Annotated in this window: 18 protein-coding genes; 13 read left to right on the top strand and 5 right to left on the bottom strand. The window is 41.1% G+C overall.

The genetic code is table 11. The annotated features are described in order from the left end of the window. Positions 1 to 97 precede the first annotated feature (97 nt). Positions 98 to 2,179 (bottom strand): PBP1A family penicillin-binding protein, encoded by a 2,082-nt coding sequence (locus HNR44_RS12270; RefSeq protein WP_184404587.1) that lies wholly within the window; start codon positions 2,177 to 2,179, stop codon positions 98 to 100. A gap of 658 nt (positions 2,180 to 2,837) precedes the next feature. Here HNR44_RS12270 and HNR44_RS12265 point away from each other — a divergent pair. From HNR44_RS12265 to HNR44_RS12250, 4 genes are read left to right on the top strand one after another with little or no spacing between them, the layout of a single operon-like run. Continuing rightward, entirely contained in the window at positions 2,838 to 3,857 is a 1,020-nt protein-coding gene (locus HNR44_RS12265) for a TRAP transporter substrate-binding protein (RefSeq protein ID WP_184404585.1), read from the top strand. A 21-nt stretch (positions 3,858 to 3,878) separates the two neighbouring features. Beyond that, positions 3,879 to 4,460: a TRAP transporter small permease subunit gene (locus HNR44_RS12260; protein ID WP_184404584.1), complete on the top strand. Its 582-nt coding sequence runs from the start codon at positions 3,879 to 3,881 to the stop codon at positions 4,458 to 4,460. Continuing rightward, complete coding sequence (locus HNR44_RS12255; protein WP_184404583.1) at positions 4,460 to 5,731, top strand: TRAP transporter large permease; 1,272 nt, start codon at positions 4,460 to 4,462, stop codon at positions 5,729 to 5,731. Before HNR44_RS12260 ends, HNR44_RS12255 begins: the two co-directional genes overlap by 1 nt. Before the next feature lie 16 nt (positions 5,732 to 5,747). Next, positions 5,748 to 6,005, top strand: coding sequence for an HPr family phosphocarrier protein (locus HNR44_RS12250; protein WP_184404582.1), 258 nt, complete (start codon positions 5,748 to 5,750; stop codon positions 6,003 to 6,005). Positions 6,006 to 6,116: 111 nt separating this feature from the next. On the opposite strand, the gene HNR44_RS12245 is transcribed toward HNR44_RS12250, so the two are convergent. From HNR44_RS12245 to HNR44_RS12230, 4 genes are all read right to left on the bottom strand, one after another. After that, entirely contained in the window at positions 6,117 to 6,611 is a 495-nt protein-coding gene (locus tag HNR44_RS12245) for a shikimate kinase (protein WP_184404697.1), read from the bottom strand. Positions 6,612 to 6,906: 295 nt separating this feature from the next. Beyond that, on the bottom strand, positions 6,907 to 8,406 hold the full coding sequence (locus HNR44_RS12240; protein ID WP_184404581.1) for a tripartite tricarboxylate transporter permease: 1,500 nt from the start codon (positions 8,404 to 8,406) through the stop codon (positions 6,907 to 6,909). A 12-nt stretch (positions 8,407 to 8,418) separates the two neighbouring features. After that, positions 8,419 to 8,904: a tripartite tricarboxylate transporter TctB family protein gene (locus HNR44_RS12235; protein ID WP_184404580.1), complete on the bottom strand. Its 486-nt coding sequence runs from the start codon at positions 8,902 to 8,904 to the stop codon at positions 8,419 to 8,421. A gap of 18 nt (positions 8,905 to 8,922) precedes the next feature. Further along, a complete protein-coding gene (locus HNR44_RS12230) occupies positions 8,923 to 9,966 on the bottom strand; it encodes a tripartite tricarboxylate transporter substrate binding protein (RefSeq protein WP_184404578.1) in 1,044 nt (347 codons plus the stop codon). A 464-nt stretch (positions 9,967 to 10,430) separates the two neighbouring features. On the opposite strand from HNR44_RS12230, the gene HNR44_RS12225 reads away from it, so the two are divergent. From HNR44_RS12225 to HNR44_RS12185, 9 genes are all read left to right on the top strand, one after another. Continuing rightward, the gene (locus tag HNR44_RS12225) at positions 10,431 to 11,201 is read left to right on the top strand and encodes an IclR family transcriptional regulator (RefSeq protein WP_184404577.1); all 771 of its coding nucleotides are present in this window, start codon (positions 10,431 to 10,433) and stop codon (positions 11,199 to 11,201) included. 14 nt (positions 11,202 to 11,215) lie between these two features. Next, complete coding sequence (locus HNR44_RS12220) at positions 11,216 to 12,064, top strand: citryl-CoA lyase (RefSeq protein WP_184404576.1); 849 nt, start codon at positions 11,216 to 11,218, stop codon at positions 12,062 to 12,064. Next, positions 12,061 to 13,491: an aldehyde dehydrogenase family protein gene (locus tag HNR44_RS12215; RefSeq protein WP_184404575.1), complete on the top strand. Its 1,431-nt coding sequence runs from the start codon at positions 12,061 to 12,063 to the stop codon at positions 13,489 to 13,491. Before HNR44_RS12220 ends, HNR44_RS12215 begins: the two co-directional genes overlap by 4 nt. Positions 13,492 to 13,505: 14 nt before the next feature. After that, positions 13,506 to 14,273 (top strand): type I 3-dehydroquinate dehydratase, encoded by a 768-nt coding sequence (gene aroD / locus HNR44_RS12210; protein WP_184404574.1) that lies wholly within the window; start codon positions 13,506 to 13,508, stop codon positions 14,271 to 14,273. After that, positions 14,263 to 15,267 carry a zinc-dependent alcohol dehydrogenase gene (locus tag HNR44_RS12205; protein WP_184404572.1) on the top strand — a complete coding sequence of 335 codons (1,005 nt, stop codon included), beginning with the start codon at positions 14,263 to 14,265 and terminating at the stop codon, positions 15,265 to 15,267. The genes aroD and HNR44_RS12205 overlap by 11 nt, the downstream gene beginning before the upstream one ends. Next, entirely contained in the window at positions 15,267 to 17,024 is a 1,758-nt protein-coding gene (locus tag HNR44_RS12200; RefSeq protein WP_184404571.1) for a thiamine pyrophosphate-binding protein, read from the top strand. Before HNR44_RS12205 ends, HNR44_RS12200 begins: the two co-directional genes overlap by 1 nt. Before the next feature lie 56 nt (positions 17,025 to 17,080). After that, positions 17,081 to 17,905 carry a sugar phosphate isomerase/epimerase family protein gene (locus HNR44_RS12195; RefSeq protein ID WP_184404570.1) on the top strand — a complete coding sequence of 275 codons (825 nt, stop codon included), beginning with the start codon at positions 17,081 to 17,083 and terminating at the stop codon, positions 17,903 to 17,905. An 81-nt stretch (positions 17,906 to 17,986) separates the two neighbouring features. Continuing rightward, a complete protein-coding gene (locus tag HNR44_RS12190) occupies positions 17,987 to 19,195 on the top strand; it encodes a CaiB/BaiF CoA transferase family protein (protein ID WP_184404569.1) in 1,209 nt (402 codons plus the stop codon). A 239-nt stretch (positions 19,196 to 19,434) separates the two neighbouring features. After that, positions 19,435 to 20,727, top strand: coding sequence for a hypothetical protein (locus tag HNR44_RS12185; protein ID WP_184404568.1), 1,293 nt, complete (start codon positions 19,435 to 19,437; stop codon positions 20,725 to 20,727). Positions 20,728 to 20,851: the final 124 nt, after the last annotated feature.

The raw sequence follows: 20,851 nt of genomic DNA, 5'->3' as shown, positions 1-20,851 counted from the left end.
ACTTGACTTATTTTCAAGCCTAAAGCGGAAGTTTTGGTTTTTCTATACGAAAAAAATCGCCCAAGAAGTCTGGGCGAATTCAAAATTAATTCTTTTATTATTCTTCGTGGGTGCTAAACCAACGTTTTAGTTTATCCATCAGTTTTTCGTTTTCTCTTTCTTCCTGTTCTTCCTGAGCCTCTTCGTCTGCCTCTTTATCTTCAATCATCTCGACGCATGAGTCTTGTGGTGCTGTATTCTCTAAAAAAGCAACGGTATAGGAAGGGCCACAAGCTTCATCAGCTAATAATCCTGTCCCAACGTCGATGTCGACTTCTTCGACGCCCTCTGGTGTTGAAAAATCTTGTTTGAGGCCATCATCCAGACTGCCTTCAAGAGTATTGATCCAAATACGTTTGGCTGTCTGGCCGTGTTCGCTATGCTCAAGTTCGGTGTTATCATCATATCCGACCCATACACCGGTCACAAGTTCAGGTGTAAAACCTACCATCCAACTATCAGACGGCGTTGACCCACTTTTCCCAGCTGCTGGTCTTTGCAAAAGGTGGGCAATTGAATGCCCGGTAACAGATGTATAATCATTCATGCGGGTGTCAAACATTAACGTCATTAAATCGGTCATGATGTAGGCAAGGGCAGGATCGAAGACTTCTTCTTTTTCAGGCTCAGTTTCCAGCAGCACATTGCCCTTGTGATCTTCTACACGCTCAATTAAGCGATGTTCCACATGTTCGCCGCCGTTAGCAAAGGGACTGTATGCGTTCGTTAACTCGAGAACACTGACTTCAGAAGTACCAAGGGCAAGTGAAAGGTTGGGGGATAAAGGACTTTCAATCCCTGCAGCCTCTGCAGTTTCAATCAATGCTTCAGCTTCTTGCAGGACGTGGGTTTTTACCGCAAATATATTGTCGGAATAAGCGATTGCTTGTGCTAGTGTGATGAAATCGTTCGCATAGACTCCTTCATAATTGCCGGGCTCGTAAGGGTCTTCCCCATCTGGGTTCGGAAAAGATGTCGGTTCACTTTTAAGCGGAGTGGCCGGTGTGAAACCATTTTCCAGGGCTGCATAATAAAGAAAAGGTTTAAAAGCAGATCCTGGGGAACGCCTTGCATCAACAGCTCGGTTAAACGGGCTTTCCCTGTAATCTTTTCCCCCAACCATTGCTTTTACATCACCGCTGTGCGGGTCCATTGAAACCACTGCCCCTTGCACGGGATCGTCCCCTGGAAGTTCTGATTCCATATAACGTTCTGCAGTTTCCTGAAGATCAGGGTCAAGGGTGGTATAAATATTCAAGCCACCGGCTTCAACGATTTCCGGATCAAGATCATAACGCTCGACAAGCTCCCGTTCAACGGTATCTTGAAAGTATGGAGCAACCGTGGATTGTTCATCTTCCGATGTTTCATACGTCAATTCGTAATGGATCGCTTCTTCGTATTCTTCAGTGCTTAGAACATCTTGTTCATGCATCATTGATAGAATCAATTCCTGCCTATCTTCCGCGCGATCAGGATGGGCATACGGGGAGTAATAAGAAGGCCCCCTCGGAAGACCGGCTACTAATGCTGACTGGGCAGCATTCAATTCAGAAGCGGGGGTGTCAAAATACATCTGTGCCGCTTGCTCAATGCCGTAAGCACCGTGACCAAAGTTTATCGTATTAATATAGCCTTCAAGTATATCTTCTTTTGGTACATGCCACTCAAGACGCAGGGTATAGAAGGCTTCGCGTATTTTACGATCCCACGTTTTATCATGATTTAAGAATAAATTCCGCGCGTATTGTTGCGTAATCGTACTAGCTCCTTGCGACATGGACAGCGTCTGGATATTTTTCAAAACAGCTCCGGCGATCCGGGTATAATCAAACCCGTGATGCTCATAGAACTTGCGATCTTCTACTGAAATAAAGGCGTCTATTACGTAAGGGGAGACATCCTCAAGATCCGTCCATTCTCGTTGCCGTCCTCGGTGCTGCTCATTAATCACTTCCCCATCAGCACTATAAAGAGTGGTAGATTGTGATAACTCCATCGGAGGGGGTCCTAATGTATAAGCATATATAAATATAAAGAGTAAACTTAAGACGCCAACAATCGCTAGCACCATCGTTAAACGAAAGAGTCCACGAAGTTTACTTTTGCGCGTTTTTCCCCGTCTCGTTGTAATCTCCACATTCAGCACCTCATCTATTATTAAGATATGAGACTGCTAACAGCTTCGACTTATTAGAAGGAAAATAAACGTGGAGATGGGTACGGTTTTGGTGCGTTGAAGTCTGTGGGCTTACAAGGAAAATACTTTTGAAAGGTTCGTACTGTATTAAAAAACCCTTGAAATCGCTAACATTTCGTTTTAAAATGACATTTAAGTTTCATTCATATGAATGTGATTCCGCTAAATGGAATTTGTGGGCACTTTAAAAAATAAAAGGTATTACAGTTTCAGAAAAGCGAAGAGATCAACAAAGTCTAATAAATATGTATATCTTCCATGAGGTGAAGGACTCTGCTTCTGTTATGCTTGAGGCAAAAAATGGTGCGGTAATTAACTGTTTCATCTCAGATGGCGTTCCTGCTCCTTGAATTTAATCTTCATGAAAATCCTAAATATCATTATTATGACGAGGATTGTTATCACTTCTTTGGTACAGAGGGGAGTAACGCATTTCCTAGCTTCAGAATGTTTTCATATGATGATAATCATTATGGTTGGGAACACGAATTAATTAGAGAGGATTTTGACGTTTTATTCTATCGACTGAACAGCAGAAAAAAGTCACGATTCCAAGTAACTTTTAGAAAAATAACAAGTATAAATGGAGGTGGGTATTATGCGAAAACGTACACATATTCTCCTGATGGCTAGTATTTTCCTGTTGCTTTCAGCATGCGAAAGTTTAGGGGAAGCATCGGATAGAGAAGACGATAAAAAAATGAGATTGGCAAATGCAACACCAGAGGGGAGATCCTTGAGTGATGCCTTATATTTATTTGGAGACATTGTAGAGGAAGAGACAGATGGAGAGATTGATGTTGAAGTTTATACAAACAGTCAAGTAGGCGGAGACCGAGAGGTCTTTGAAGGTATGCAAATCAATACGATTCAAGGTGCAACGATCTCAACAGGACCTATTTCCCAGTTCGCACCCCGTTTTGATGTTTTGGACTTACCTTTTTTGTTTCCTGACGAAGAAAGCGCATATGAGGTTCTGGATGGTCCCATTGGGGAAGACCTTTTAGCAGATCTGCCTGATCAGAATGTTATTGGGCTAAACTATTGGGAGAATGGATACAGGACGTTAAGTAATGATATTAGGGAAATTGAAACTTTAGAAGATGTTCAAGGACTAGATTTGCGTACGCTGGAGAGTCAAATGCATATACGTTTGTGGCAACAGCTAGGCGCAAACCCAACTCCTATTAATTATGGTGAACTATACTTGTCGATGGATCAAGGTACAGTTGACGGGCAAGAAAATCCAGTTGGAAATGTGGTCAATGATAACTTTTATGAAGTTCAACAGTATATAACACGAACGGACCATATCTATAATGCAAGTCCCTTAATGTTAAGTAAACCTTTTTGGGATTCCCTTACAACAGAGGAACAAGAAATTATTTCAGAAGCTGCCGATAAAGTGAGGGACTACCAAAGACAATTAAACAGGGAAGAAACAGAGGATAGTTATCAATATTTAGAAGAACAGGGGATGACAGTAACCGAATTATCTGAGGAAGAGCAAGAACGTTTTCATGAAGCGGTTGAACCTATTTATGAAAGCTATGAACAAAGTGAGAATGGAGATTTAATGAAACGAATCCTTAAAGAGGTTGAAAGTGTTGATAATTGAAGCGGCTAAGGGGGGAATGGGGTGCAAATAATAAAATGGTTAAATGAACATATTGAAGAATGTTTGCTTGTGATTTTAACCTCAATCATGGTAATTATAACAGCTTTACAGATTTTTATGAGATTTGTACTCGGCTCTTCACTTGAATGGTCTGAAGAACTAGCCAGGTATTGTTTTATCTGGATGATTTATATAGGAATTAGTTATGGAGTCAAAAAACAACGTCATATAAAAGTTGATGTACTAATGCTCCTTTTTAAAGACAAAGGAAAAGTCATTTTAAATATGATCGCAAACGTTATATTCCTGGCATTTGCTATTTTTATAGTCATTTATGGCACGAATATAGCGGTGCAAATTTTTGGTTGGGGACAAACTTCTCCTGGCTTGGGTCTTCCAATGGCATTTGTATATTTCGCTACACCGGCAGGCATGAGCTTAACTGTGATTCGTCTCATTCAGCAATTGGTAAAGCAATGGAAGTTCTTACAAGGATCTTACGTGGATAAAGATGAAGTTATTGAAGATCGAGAAACCGATTTATATGGAGCACAGGATAACTTGAACGATAGAAAGATCTCAGCTAATGAGGGGGGAAGGTAATGACAGCAGGTGTTTTATTTGGAAGTTTTGGGCTTTTATTGTTACTAAGTGTGCCCATTGGTATCGCCTTAGGTGTCGCTTCCTTAATTGCTCTCATTTATTCAGGTACGCTGCCAGTTGAATTTATCGTTCAAGGTCTCGTAACTTCTGTAGATTCCTTTCCTATCATGGCAGTTCCTTTCTTTATACTAGCTGGTGAGATTATGGGAAAAGGAGGAATTACCAACCGATTATTTAATGTAGCAAACACCTTAGTAGGGAATAAAACAGGTGGGTTTGCGATTGCTACTGTGATTACCTGTATGTTCTTTGCTGCCATGTCAGGATCTGGGCCTGCAACTGTAGCGGCGATCGGAGGAATTATGATCCCAGCTATGGTTTCAATTGGTTATGATAAAAAGTTTGCTACTGCTCTTATAGCAGCTGCAGGTTCTTTAGGTGTTATCCTTCCTCCTAGTATTCCGTTAATCATGTACGGGACCACAGGTGGATCTTCTGTAGGTGACCTTTTTCTTGCAGGTATTATACCAGGTATTTTCGTTGGTTTTGGCTTAATGGTTTTCGCGTACTTTTATTCTAGGAAAAACGGTTATCATGGGACAGGTATACCTTTTGATTTCAATACGTTTGTAAGAGCCAGTTGGGAAGCAAAATGGGCACTGTTTATTCCCATCATTATTCTCGGGGGAATATATGGAGGTATTTTTACACCAACAGAGGCTGCCGCTGTGGCGGTTATATACGCTTTAATTACTGGGATGTTTCTATACAAAGAGATAAAAATTAAAGATTTACCTAAAGTTATGGTGGACGCATCTCTAACAACAGCGACTGTATTATTAATTGTAGGAGCGGCTACCTCATTTGGAATCTTATTGACGATTGAACAGATCCCAGAACAAGTTACTGAAGCGATGTTAGCACTTTCGGAAAACCCAATCATTATTGTAATAATTATTACACTTCTTTTATTAATCGTTGGGACATTTATGGATACAGTAGCAGCAATTATTATTTTAACGCCAATATTACTCCCCGTTGTTTCAGAATTAGGTTTTGATCCTATCCATTTCGGAATCTTGATGGTTGTTAATCTTGCTATTGGATTTATTACGCCACCGTTAGGGGTAAATCTTTTTGTTGCTTCAGGGATCTCGGGGCTTTCTATAGAGTCGTTATCCCGTGCTATTATACCATTTTTTGTGGTAATGCTTATCACGTTATTAGTCATTACATTTGTTCCGCAATTGTCCTTGATGTTTTTGGAGTGATAAAAAAGGAGAGTCTATGTACGAACGAAAGGAAGAAATCACTGTTAATATTTCGGAAGAGCAAACGATTATTGAGTTAAGTAATTGCATGCAGCCATTTAAATCGGAACTATATATACAGAAAGTCGTTCAAGGAAGTGTGTATGAAATTAATTTAAAAAGTTTACTGGGGTTGATAAATTTGCAGTTATCAAATGGTGATTACATCTCCGTTAAGGCGATAGGGGTTGATGCCGATAATGCATTAAGTAAGGTAGTAAATTATTTAACCTAGAAGTTAGATCGCATAATTGGTCAGGTAATATAGTGGATTAATTTTACCGATCAATAACCCTGTATTCTGGGCAGGGTTATTGATCTCATATGAAATCAGTAGGAACATGAATTAATTATATAATTCCCACGATGTTTTTAATGAATCAATGACGTACTGACTAACTTCTTCAACATTGAGGTCATCAGTATTAAGTTTTGAATTGTGTAGCGCGTATATACCTTTACGATTATAGAAAAGCTCTCTAATATCATCAATGGAACGTCCTTGTAAAACAGGACGGCTTTCCACGAGAATATCAAGCCGATCTTTCCAAGAATCCCAAGATAAATCAAGGAAAAAAACAATACAATTCTCTAAGCAAGTATTTCTAATTTCCTCTTGCAAAAAAGCACCTCCCCCGACGGAGATAACTTTTAAGCGATGTAAACTATATTTTTTTATGAGTGCTTTTTCTCTTTCTCTAAATTCTTCCTCACCGTATTGATTAAATATCTCTGTCACAGACAACCCATACTCGGACTCAATCGTTTGGTCAATATCGATAAAATCTCTATATAATTTTTTGGCAACGGCTTCTCCAATCGTCGTTTTTCCCGATCCCATAAAACCGATAAAAACGATACTTTTTTCTTTATAAGGTACACTGTTTTGGATCACAGAGCATGTCTCTCCTTTAGAAATGGCTGACTTATTTAATAAATATTGTAACAAAAATTATAGAGGGAGTGACAGTTAAAAATAAACTGATGTAACGACCCATCAAGTTGAAAGATGGTACTCCTTAGGAAAGGACCGTGTATTGGAACAAGTGATATGAAATGAGGAGAGTAGGACCGCATAGTACCAGACAATCGGAGAATGCCGAAGGAGGGGAGACATTGTAATATGTCCCCACCCCTCAACGTTCTTTCAATTTTCTTTTGAAACGTTCATACCAAGTGGTCTGAGAGAATAAGGTGAATACCAAAGCCAAGGTCAAAATCAGACTGATGGGGGAATTGACAAATCCCATTAAAAATTCTGGAGTCCCTTGGGCAGCCATGTAAGCTCGACGGAAGGATTCATCAATCAATGGCCCCAATATTAAGCCTAACACGAGCGGTGCGACTGAGAAGTTATGCACTTTCATGAAGAAACCGACAAGACCAAATCCGAGCAACCAGTAAACATCGGTCATGTTGTTATTCATAGCATAAGCACCGATGACTGTAATGACCGCAATAATAGGAAGGAGAATCTGCTTGGGGACGGTTACAACCCGTATAAAAATGGATACAATCAATAAGCCAAAGATTAATAAAAAGACATTGGCAAGGACGGAAGAACCGACCATGACCCAAAACAGATCACCGCTTTGTTCCATCAAGAGGGGGCCGGGTTGAAGACCATGAATAAATAAAGCTCCAATGAAAATAGCGGTCACCGCGTCTCCAGGAATTCCGAGGGTAAGCAAAGGAATTAATGCTCCTCCAATAGCGGAACTGTTGCCGGCCTCTGGAGCGATTACCCCCGCATAAGCCCCTTGCCCAAACGGTCGATTCGGCTTCTTGACCGTTCGTTTCGCATGATCATAAGAGAGCAAGGCCGCAATTTCTCCCCCTGCTCCAGGAAGAGCACCGATGAGCACACCCATAACGTTCACTCTGAGGGAAAGAGGGAGAAACTTAAACACTAACCGTAAGGGAGGAACTATCATTTTCTTCAACGTGATAGTTTGTCCTTTTTCATTTAATGTTTTCAGCTGATATAAAATTTCGGCCATACCAAACAGGCCTAAAATTGCTACTACAAAATCAATTCCGTTCATTAATTGAAGGGAACCAAACGTAAAACGAGTGCCTCCGCCAATGGAGTCCATGCCCACAAGGCCTAATATAATCCCGGCCCCCGCGGCAAAAATACCTTTGGCCACGGAGCCTTGACTCAGACTGCCGATTAATAAAAGCCCAAGTATAGCAAGGAGAAAATAATCGATCTGCCCAAACTGAATAGCAATCGTCGAGACGAGGGGAGCAGCGGTCGCTAATACGATAACGCCAAAGAGCCCTCCAATAAAGGAAAAGATGGTTGTTAAAGTGAGAGCGGTACGTGCTTCGCCTCTTTGGGTTAGAGGATATCCATCCAATGACGTTGCCACATTCGAAGGAGCCCCTGGGATATTCACTAAAATAGCAGCTCTTGAGCCTCCGAACACCCCGCCGAAATAGACACCCAGCATGAGAGCAAGAGCTGGAAGCATTTCCCATGAATAAGTTAGGGGCAGTAAAAGAGCAACGGCCATCGTTACCGATAGGCCCGGAATGGCCCCAATAAAAATACCCGCAAACGTCCCAGCTGCGACTAATAGAAATAATTCGACATCTAGAAATGGAATCAGGAATTGTTGAAGGATGTCCATGCTAAAATCTCCTTACGGGAACACAATATTAAACAGTTCCGAAAATAAGAAATAAATAACGAAGATGGCTCCAAGAGAGACAAGAAGATTTATGCGCCATGAAACGCCCTTGAGAAAAAATATACTCGTCACTAAAAATAGAAAAGCGGCCGGGAAAAAGGAAATTATCGGAAGTATCACGACAAACCCAATCACCAGGCAATAATAAAGGAGAACCAGTTGATAGTCCTTTTTATCAAATGTATTTGTTGTGGAAGCTACGTCTGGATCGTTGGTGCCTTCTGTCTCTGTGTTCCCATCAGAAGGGGTAGATCGTCGCTCTTGCAAGAAGGTAACTCCTCCGGTTACAAACATAATCAAGCCAACGATGGCAGGGAAGAAGCTGCCGCTTGCTGGGTCAAGGATGGATGTATCATCCATCCCTATGGCCTGGCTTAAAACGATCAGACTAATCATCATCATCAGAAGACCAGGGAGCAATGATTTCAATGTTTTCATAGTTATTCTCTCCTTGAGCTACTGTTGATCTACTCGTGGAATATCAAATTCCTCAGGAGAATTTTCAGCTGCTCCTGCATCGTATAGCATCCAGCTGGAAGTAGAGCGATTTTGTTCTAAATATTCAATGGCTTCTTCACCGTTAATATTTAAGGGATGTACACCTAGGTTTTCTAACGTCTCTTGAAACTCTTCATGTTCTTGTGCATTTTCAAATGATTGCGTAAGCTCGTTTATAATTTCATCCGGCGTATCTGTGTGAGCGAACACTCCTTGAAAAGGCCCCCAAGGGAGGTATTGTTCAAACTCAGGGTACTTCTCGGTAATTGCTGGAGTGTCTGGGGTAGAATCTAATCGTTCATCGTGAATGACAGAGAGCATCCGAAAGTCCCCAGCTTCAACATATTCTTGGGCTGCTGAGACAGCAAGAATGGTAGCATCAATTTCATTCCCTAATAAAGCGGTCGCTAACGGTCCGTCCCCATCATAAGGAACCTGGTTAAACTCGGTGTCTAACTCAGCCTGGAGCATTGCACTCGCAACATGAGGAAGACCACCCTCACCAGATGTACCCATCGTAATGTCACCAGGGTTTTCCACAGAATAGTCAATCAAGTCTTCTAACGTTTCAAAATCGGAACCTTCTCGGACTACGATCCCTGCATAGCTTTGTCCAATAATGGTGATCGGTTCGAAGTCAGTCAGATAATCTCGTTCAGAAATGCCAAGCACTTGATAAAGGTTTGGGTTTTCGGCTCCAAAAAGCAAGTCATACCCCTCTGCAGGTTGATCGTATACGTATTGTGCACCAGTTGCTCCCGTAGCCCCTTCAATATTCTGCATTACCATTGAAGCGCCCAATTCGTCTTCAACGAGTGGCGCTAAGGTTCTAGAAATATTATCCGTAGCTCCACCTTCTCCCCATTGAATAATGCCGTTTATATCCTTTTCTGGATAATCGGACATATCTTGCCCAGCTTCTTCACTAGAAGCATTACAAGCTGTAAGTAGAAGAAACGATACCAGAAGTGTTGTACCTCCGAATTTGAAGTTTCTTTTCATCGTGTTTTCCTCCTCGTAGTATTTTCAATTGTTAACTATTATCACAACTTCATAGTGTTTCGATACGAATACATCCCCTACCTTTCCAGTCAAAATATAGAAAACGCTTACATTAAATGGATTTCAATGCGATTCCGTTAAGTGGAATTGTGTATTGCTAAATAGAACTTTAATTAAAAGTATTGTAGCAGGCAAAAGTGAGTATGTCATTAGTTATTAAAAAATTTTCGTATCTTAACACAATTTTATCGACAGAAAAGTAATTTTCTTTCCTAAAGATATGACTTTTAGTGAAGCAGGGACTTTTTACCATCCATGAACTGACGCTAACACCATTTTTTGAGGTGCTTGATACAAGGTTCTCTTAATTAAGGCTTGAAATTGTAATGAATGCATTTTAAAATATGATTAAGTTCCATTTAACTGAACTAACTTCCATTAAGTGAAACTAAGGAGGGGAACCTTTGGAAAAAAATGAGCCTCCGAAAGGTATACGTACTCTACAAAGAGCGATTGATATTTTAAATTGCTTCCATGTAGATGAAGCAGAGCTAACGCTTACAGAAATAGCAAACAAAATTGATTTAGCAAAATCAACGACAACAAGATTATTGGCAACATTAGAGCACAATCATTTTGTGGAAAAAAACCCAGTTACGATGAAGTATCGATTAGGGAGACAGCTGTATTTTATTGGTCATGTTGCGGGTCAATCGATTGAACTAAGATCAGTATCTGAATCCACTATGAAACGTCTTCGGAATCAAACGAAGGAAACGGTTAACCTCTATGTATTAGATGGTGAACAAAGGGTGTGCATACAGCAATATGAGAGTACGCAATCAATTAAACATATGGTTAGTATCGGTCAAAAACTCCCTATAACCGTAGGTGCCAGTGGAAAGGTACTTCTTGCTCATCAATCACAAAAATTTATTGAAGAGGCAATGGTTCAGCAACCGATGAAAAAAAATAAAGTGGACCTAAAAAATGAACTCAACATGATTGTAGAAGAAAAATATACAGTAAGTATCGAAGAAAGAGAAACTGGAACATCAGCAGTATCTTCTCCAATTTTTGATATCAATGGAAACATACTAGCTGCATTATCCGTTTCTGGACCGTCCAGCCGCTTTAAGCCCCAAGAGCGTCCGGAATTAAAAACAACTCTCTTGGCAGCTGCCATGGAAATATCCAATAATCTGGGTTATCCATTTAATCACACCGCTGAATAATAAGGAGGCACCCTATGTCTAAAAGAAGTGCTCTTGAATCGTATAAACAAGGAGAAGGCTGGTGGAAAACGGATATCAGCCAAATCAAAAAAAATGAGGTTAATATTCGAGGATATAAAATGGAAGAGCTTATAGGAAATGTTTCTTATAGCCAAATGCTTTATCTCTTATTGTGTGGGGATGTCCTCGATGAAAAGAAGGCTAAGTTATTTGAAAGCGTTTTAGTTGCAGGAGCTGATCATGGTCCACGCGCCCCTTCCATTGCAGCTGGTCGAATGGCCGCAACATGTGGTATCTCTTTTAACTCCGCGGTAGCGACAGGAATTAATTTACTTGGAGATTCACATGGAGGGGCCACAGAAAGAGGCATGAAACTGCTTTATGAAACTTGGGAAGAAGCTCTGGACAACGATAAAGAACTGGATCAAGTTATAGATGACAAACTTGAAGACATGCTTGCAAAAAAAGAAAAACTCCCTGGAGTCGGTCATCAGTTGCATGATGATGATCCAAGAGTACATCGTCTTTATGAATTAGCAGAACCAATGGTGGAAAATAAGGATATCTCAGGTGTTTATCTTCAAATCGCTGAACAATACCAAAGATTACTTGCTGAGAAAAAAAACCGTGAGATTACGATGAATATTGATGGAGTAGCGGCTGCCATTCAGTGTGAAATCGGACTTCCGGCTGAAGCTGCCAAAGGCATTTTTGCACTTTCTCGTGGCATGGGCATTACAGCTCATGCATTTGAAGAAATGAATACCGGAGTACTCGTAAAGGGTCCATGCCCGAATGATGAAGAATTAGTGAAATATACAGGTGTGGAAGATCGAAAGCTAGGGGGAAGGGAAGAAATATGATCATAAAAACAGCAAAACCACTCGTCAATGGAGAATGGCTTTTTGAAAATAGAGAGACGATACCGGTGCAGAATCCTTACTCTGGTGACACGGTCGGTGAGCAGGCGATTGCAACAATAGAAGATGTAGAACAGGCTCTTCAGAGTGCAGTGGCGGCCAAAAAAGAAACGGCTGAACTACCTGCTCATGAACGTTCCACTATTTTAAAAAAAGCCGCATCTTTACTAGAAGAACGAAAAGAAGAGTTTGCAAAACTTTTATCTATTGAACTAGGAAAAACAGTAAAAAATACAAGAGATGAAGTAGCCAGGTCTCTGGAAACATTGGAACAATCGGCAGAAGAAGCTAAACGTCTGACAGGGGAGACCATCCCAGGAAGTCCTTCCACCCGGGGAGAGCATGCGACAGCTATGACATTTCGAGTTCCTATGGGGGTTATAGCAGCTATTACTCCTTTTAATGCGCCTTTAAACTTAATGGTTCATAAAATAGGGCCTGCTTTTGCTGGAGGCAATACAATTATTTTAAAACCTGCCCCACAGACCCCGCTTATTGCTGCAGCTTTTGTAGAATTACTTCTTGAAGCCGGATACCCGAGAAATGCTATTCAAGTGGTATATGGGGGAGTAGAAATAGGCCAGAAAATCGTTGAAGATCCCCGTACAAATCTCGTTTCTTTTACAGGCGGTATTAAAGGCGGAAAGGACATCTCTAACCGCTCTGGAATGAAAAAGGTTCTTCTAGAGCTAGGCGGTAATGCTGGAACCATTGTACATGAAGACGCGGATATAGAGCGTGCAGCAACGCTTTGTGCCAAAACTGGGTTTAGTAATTCGGGACAAAGTTGTATCTCTGTACAAAGAATCTACGTGCATACGGCGGTATTGGAAAAGTTTAGCGAGATATTAACGGCAAAAGTAAAAAGTCTGAAAACAGGGGATCCGATTGATCCTGAGACGGATGTCGGAACTTTAGTAGACGAACCAGCAGCACAAAGAGTAAAAAGCTGGGTCGATGAAGCAAAAGAACAAGGCGCAAACATATTAACAGGGGGCAATATAAACAAAGCATCTTTAGAACCAACTGTTATATATAAACCAAAGAAACAGGCAAAAGTTGTGTGTGAAGAAGTATTTGGGCCAGTCGTTAGTATTATTCCTTATGACGATATCGATCAAGCATTGGATGAAGTGAATAATTCTGATACCGGACTACAAGCAGGTATTTTTTCAAATAGCCTCTCCGTTATACAAAAGGCAACGAATGCACTCGATGTAGGTGGAGTGATTATTAATGGAACATCAAATTTTAGGCTGGACCATTGGCCTTATGGAGGCGTAAAAAATAGTGGAATTGGAAGAGAAGGACCGAGATTCGCTATCCAAGAGATGACAGAAATGAAAATGGTTGTACAACTCGATCGTTAAAAGGAGTGAAAGGCATGGAAGGAAAAGAAATAAAAGTAAGGAATACAACTCTAGCTGGTGGTACTCTGTCTGTATGCTCTGCAATTGTAGGAAAAAACGAAGCACAATTACTAGAAGAGGCAGAGGAAATTTTTCCGAAAAAACCAGACTTAGTGGAATGGAGAGCTGACTTTTTTGAGCAAATCGATCATACGGACGCTGTTTTACGAGCGGCTGATCGTTTAAGGAAGAAGCTGGGTGACATTCCTCTTCTATTTACAATTCGTTCTGAAAAAGAGGGAGGAAAAGAAATTCCTCTCGATGAACAAGAAAAAGTTGCTCTTTTGAAAAAGGTATGCGAAACGGAAAGTGTCGACCTTATCGACTTCGAAGTCGACAATAAACAAGAAGACATTCAGGAGTTGCAGCAGAAAACCCAAGCTCAAGACGTAAAATTAGTCCTATCTTTTCACAACTTTAAAGAAACCCCTTCTGAAAATGAAATGCTCAGCAAGTTGGAGAAGGCAAAATCCTATCAGGCTGATATTGGGAAGCTTGCTGTCATGCCAAATGATATGTCGGATGTATTATCGTTACTTCAAATCACGCAGACGGCAGAAAAAAATTTAGATATTCCTGTTATTACAATGTCTATGGGAACAGATGGAGCGTTATCACGTCTAATAGGTTGGAAATTTGGCTCGGCTCTTACTTTTGCTGTTGGTAGTAAAAGTTCCGCACCTGGTCAAATCCCAATTGAAATTGTTCGGCAATTGGAAGGGTATTTGAGTCATGAAAACTAGTCAATCTCTTGTGATCACCTCACCGTACACAATTAGCAGTAAATCAACCGCTATCAAGTCAAAGGTAGCAGAAGGCTGTGCAAGAATCAGAATAGAGCTTGGTGGCATATGCGGTAGTGATTTGAGTGTTTACAAAGGGAGCCTATCCCATGCTAACTATCCAGTTGTGATGGGGCATGAATTATATGGAACCGTTTTTGAGGGAGATGCCAGCGGTTTATTTCCTCATGGACAAAAAGTCGTTGTGCAGCCGAATCTCTCGTGTGGGGAATGTGATTTATGCCTTAAAGGCAAAAAAAACATTTGCCGTCATAAACAAACATTGGGGGTTACTCAAGATGGTGGTTTCACCACCTTTATTGACGTACCCATTACCAACCTCATTCCAATCCCCGACGAAATGGATGGAAAATTAGCTGTCCTTATCGAACCATTAGCTGTAATTGTGCATGCATTTAGAAATGTTTCGATAGAAGTCGGTGATACCGTTGCAGTTATTGGGTGTGGCACAGAAGGAATGCTTTCTTCTATCTTAGCACAGCTATTAGGGGCGGAAGTTACCGCAGTGGACATCAGCCAAGACAAATTGGGCTTAATGAAGGGGTATGAAGGTATTGAGACAGGCCTGCCTGATATTTTAACCGAGGAATACGATCATGTGGTGGAAGCAGCTGGGGTACCAAAGGCGATCGAACAGTCCTTTGAAGTAGTAAAACCTGGCGGCAATATACTTGCGATCGGGATCACAGGTGAGTCCGTCAATTTCAATGCCAATAAAATTGTACGTAGTGAAGTTTCAGTGTTTGGTTCCATTATTTATGATTTTCCAGATGATTTTGATCAGGCGCTTCAGTTTTTGAAAAAATATCCGGATCAATTTGCACGTGTTGTCTCAAAGGTGTATCCATTTTCTGATTATGAAAGTGCTTTTGAAACCGCTATTTCAGGGAAAGTTGCGAAAGTTTTATTAGATTTCAAGGAGGGGCAAATGTAATGAAAAAGCTTATATCGAAGCAATTGGTTCATTATTTGGAGAGTAGAGAAGTTCAACACATCTTTGGCCTATGCGGCCACACAAATATTGCAGTACTTGCAGAGCTGGAAAACAGTTCAATTGATTTTATTGATGTGAGACATGAACAAATCGCTGCTCATATGGCAGACGGATATGCTCGGGCGAAGAAAGAAACAGCCGTTTTACTTAGCCACGTGGGGCCAGGACTTACAAACGCCTCAACGGGGGTGGCTAACGCGGCACTAGATTCGATCCCTATGGTTGTGATCGCCGGGGATGTCCCAAGTCATTATTATGGAAAACATCCACACCAAGAAATTAATTTGCACGCCGATGCTTCTCAACATGAGATATATCGCCCATTTGTAAAACGAACATGGCGTGTAGATCGCCCTGATTTGTTCCCGGAAATTTTACACAAAGCATTTCAACTAGCAGAAAGTGGGAATCCGGGGCCAGTCTTGGTTTCTGTTCCGATGGACATTTTTTCAAAAGAAATTGATGAGTCCCTTTTTGATAAAGTGAAGGCGCACACAAAAACCCTAACGAAACCTTCCATTGATGATGAGCAGGCGAAACAGATTATAGAAAAACTGCTGCAAGCAGAAAGCCCTATTTTTCACGTAGGCGGGGGAATCATCCTGGCCGATGCCGCTCAAGAACTTCGTGAATTGGCTGAACATCTAAGCATTCCAGTTAGTCATTCATTGATGGGCAAGGGAGCTATGTCTGATGATAGCGACTTGACGTTAGGAATGACTGGTTTCTGGGGTACAAAATTCATTAACGATAAAACGAGAAATGCGGACTGGATTCTAGCTTTAGGCACTCGTTTTGCCGAAGCAGACAGTAGCTCATGGGAAGATGAATATACCTTTAGAATTCCTGATACCAAACTTATTCATATCGACATCGACCCGAATGAAATTGGCCGTAACTATCCAGCAGAAATTGGCGTAGTAGCTGATTTGAAACAATCATTAAATGTTCTCCTTCGCGTTGCCAAAGAGTTGGAACCAGAAGGTCGGAATAACCAAGCTATTCGCGATGAAATTGTCAATTATCGAAAAGAATTTAATAAAGAGAACCAAGAATTAATCGAGGATAACAGTTATCCGATGATCCCACAACGTATTCTTGCTGAAGTAAGGAATGTGCTACCAAGAGATGCGTTCATTACAACTGATGTTGGATGGAATAAAAACGGAATGGGACAACAATTTCCCATTTATGAGGCAGGCTCTGTGCTCACGCCAGGTGGTTATGCAACGATGGGATTTGGTGCTCCCGCAGCAATGGGGGCGAAATTAGCGCTTTCCAATCATGTTGTCGTTTCACTCGTAGGGGACGGCGGTTTTGGACAAAACCCTGCACTCCTGGCAACGGCGGCTGAGGAGAATATTCCTGTCATCTGGATCGTTATGAACAATTCAGCATATGGAACAATTGCAGGACTTGAAAAGGCACATTTTGGTACCACTCATGGAACCGTTTTTCAAAGAGATGGTGAATCATATACACCAGACTATGCAGCAATCGCAAAAGCATATGGCATTGATAGTGTAAAACTTCAATCAGCTGAAGAGTTTAAGCCAGCTTTACAACAAGCTGTCAATGAAAATAAACCGTTTGTCATTGATGTAGCAATGGTGAATAACCCGGTACCAACAGACGGACATTGGAATATTATGGATATTTATTCCCCAGGGAAAAACGTCCATCATGCAAGCTCGTAAAAGGTTTCAGGGGGCTCTTTAAGATAAGGGCATAACACAAGTGGAGGGATCAACCAATGGCGAAAAAATTCTCATTAGCTCATCTGACAGCACTTGAATGTTCACCACCTGAACTGACCTACATCGCAGCGCGAGCGGGTTATGATTATGTGAGTCTCCGTCCCATTTACATGGGGCTTCCCGGTGAACCAAATTATGCATTAGCTGAGAAGAAAGAAATGAAAAAACAAACAAAGAAGGCTCTTAATGATACAGGCTTGGAGTTGCTTGATATTGAACTGGCACGTATCGATAACGGAATTAACCCTAAAGACTATGAGCCCGCATTTGAAGTAGCTGCTGAGCTTGGTGGCCGCCATGTTCTAAGCAGCATATGGACGGATGATCGCAGTTTTGCAATTGAGAGTTTCCATGAACTCTGTGACTTGGCTAATCCTTACGGCCTAACAATAGAATTGGAGTTTGTTCCTATTGCAGCCGTGTATGATCTGGCAGGAGCTCTTGATGTGCTAAAGGCCACAAACCAGCAAAATGCAGGTCTGATGATTGATGCTCATCACTTTAGTCGATCAAGAGATAGAGCAGAGGACTTAGATCAAGTGCCTAAAGAGTGGTTCCGGTATTTTCATCTCTGTGATGCACCTGGAAAAATACCAGATTCAAAAGAGGAAATGACTCATACCCTTCGTGAAGAACGTTTGTATGTAGGAGAAGGTGGAATTGATTTGGCTAATATGCTAAACCGTATTCCTGAGATTCCTTATTCATTAGAAATACCTCATACAAAGCGTGCGCAGGAGTTAGGATACGAAGAATTTGCACGGCGTTGCTTGCAGTCCGCGAAAGATTATCTTACTAACCATGTGTATAGTACTTCATAAATTCTGAACGTCTTAAAACCTTTAGTTCAAATATGATGTTATTCAGAATTGCACGTTAAAGATAAAGAGGGAGGAACCATTATGAGTAATGAAAACTTTGGTCCCTTAACGGGAGTCAAAGTGCTCGATATTTCTACCATGATTGCGGCACCTTATGCGGCGACTCTGTTAGCCGATTTTGGAGCTGAAGTAACAAAAATTGAACTACCGGGTAAAGGTGACACCCTTCGAACAGTGGGACCATGGAAAGATGACGAACCACTTCGCTGGCCTGGATTGGCAAGAAATAAAAAGTCAATTACCCTTGATATTCGTACTGAAAAAGGGAAGGAGATTTTCAAAAAATTAATTGCTCAATCCGATGTTCTTATTGAGAATTTCCGCCCCGGTACAATGGAAAAATGGGGTTTGGGCTACGAAGAGCTTAAAAAGTCGAACCCAGACCTAATTATGTCTCGCGTATCAGGGTATGGTCAAACTGGTCCTTATCGGGAAAGAGCAGGTTTTGGAACTCCCGGGACCGCCTTTAGTGGACATACTGCAATTTCTGGATATAAGGACCGTCCGCCTGTTAGTCCATCCTATTCCCTACTTGACTATATAACAGGTATTCACATGGGCTTGGCAACTGTTAGTGCCCTATATAGACGAGATGTTAATGAGGACGGAGAAGGTCAAGAGGTTGAGATGGGACTATATGAATCTATTTTTCGTATGCTGGAATTTTTGGTGGCTGAATATGACCAAAACCAAAAAGTGAGAGAGAGGAGCCCAGGTCTTGCTGGTCACTCAAGTCCAGCAGGAACCTATGAAACAAGTGACGGTAAATATGTAGTACTTGTTTGCAGTACTGATTCAACCTTTGACCGTCTGGCGGAAGCAATGGGTCGAGAAGATATGCTAGAGGATGATCGTTATTATACAAACGCAGTACGTCTAAAACACGATCACGAGGTGCAAAACATCGTTGCCCCGTGGATTCAAAAGCATACGCAAGATGAACTAACAAGTTTACTTGATAAGTACGGGGTACCCGTCAGCCCAATATTAACTATTGAGGATATTTTCCAAGATCCTCAATATAAAGAAAGGGAGAATATAGTTGAGGTAGAGCATCCTCGACTTGGAACAGTTAAAGTCCCTGGAGTTGTACCAAAATTTTCGGAAACGCCAGGAAGAATTCGTCGCCGTGCCCCTGAACTTGGTGAGCATAATGAAGATATTTTGAAGAATTCACTTGGGCTTTCCACCGATGATATCGCGGAACTTCAAGAACAAAAGGTGATTTAATCATTCATAGCGTTATTTTCCTAAACGTTCAAAGAAGTAGGGTAATGTTACCCTGCTTCAGTTGTTTTAGAGGTTCATTACAGTACAGTAAAACACATAGCAAAGATTTATTGAATGGATAGAGTTAAAGAGTTATTATACAATACATGAAGCGTAATCTTCAAAATAAGAAGGTGTAACCTATATTCTATTTATTCATCATCCTTATTTTCAGTTATTTGTTAAATGAAGTTCTCGCGTTGGAAATAATGGAATATATTATTGGTATTAGTTCGGCTTTCATCATTTTATTAACGGTAAAGAAAGCAGGTCCGCTGTATACATGGGTGGGCCTTTCTTTCTTGGCACTCGCGATTATTTCATATGTAACAGTGAGACCGATTGAGGCGCATTTTTTTTCATTATTTGGATCGTTGGCTGGGTTACTTTCATTGCTTTTTGTTTTGCCTTGTATGAGCGTTGTCATTTCTATTGGCCGTTATGATCAGGCGCTTGGAAAAATCATTAGCAATCGTCCCAAGCCAACTGCAACGGAACTTTATCGGAAGACGTCCCTTGTAACCTATATGCTCACGTTGTTTTTAAATGTGGCCACCATTCCGGTCGTTGTCTCTGCTGTGAATAACAAAATTCAATCTCTAGGAAAGGAAAAAATACAGCAATTTTTCTCCCATAGCTTACTTCGAGCATATGCGTTTGTATTATTATGGAGCCCGACAGAGATTTTGGTTGCAGCGAGCATCGATATTACAGGACAAAGTTATCTCACCTTACTGCCAACATTATTGGTGATTAGTTTGTTGTTCATGAGCGTAGACTGGTATCTCCACAGTAAACAATTAAAAGGGATAAATATTGAAACGAATATAGAGGGAACTCAAAAACCACCAACGAAGAAGCTTTTGCAATTAGGAATTGCGATCACGGTATTTATTTTGCTTGTCCTCTTATTTAATTCTTTAAGCACGCAAACGTTTCTATTTACCGTTACCGTCTTGATCATCCCGTTCACCCTTGGCTGGGCCCTGTCTTTAAAAAAAGGAAAAAGATTTCGGAAGTTGGCGAACGTGCGTTTACGAGCAAACGCCCGGCAAATGCACGGGTTATTTTTCCTGTTTTTATCGGCTGGTTTTTTTGTCGAGGTTTTTCCCTCTACAGGGGTTTTTGATCAAATGCAGGTGATGTTCCAACATGTCTATGATCATTATACTGTTTTGTTTTTTTATGCGATAATTGGCTTTTTTATCTTTGGGCTTGCGCTTGTTGGTTTTCATCCGTTGATCTCTATCTCGCTTCTCACACCATTTCTTGGCGATGTGATTGAGGCCTATCCATATGGGGTGAGCCTACTGTTAATAGGGGCAGGTTTGTGCACGATTATGATTGGGCCGTTGAATGTCACACCGACGATTCTTGCCATGCAATTGCAAGCCAATCCCTATACGATTATAAAAAGGAACATCGTCTTCGCCCTGTGCTTTTTGCTGTTTATTATTATAATGGCATATGGTTTTTCCATGCTTTTAAGCTGAATGTTTCACGGTAAACACTTCATTTTCTCATTGATGTTTTGAAACCAATCGGAAATCCTTTTTTGTGATCAGAAGACAGTTTCGCTTCCTTAGTGTTTCAGAAGCCTACAGGTATATGGATAAG

This window comes from Geomicrobium halophilum (assembly GCF_014207655.1).
GTDB classification, from domain to species: Bacteria; Bacillota; Bacilli; order Bacillales; family Marinococcaceae; genus Geomicrobium; species Geomicrobium halophilum.
The sequence above is the reverse complement of the archived record's forward strand: the minus strand, read 5'-3'. Positions and strand labels throughout refer to the sequence as shown.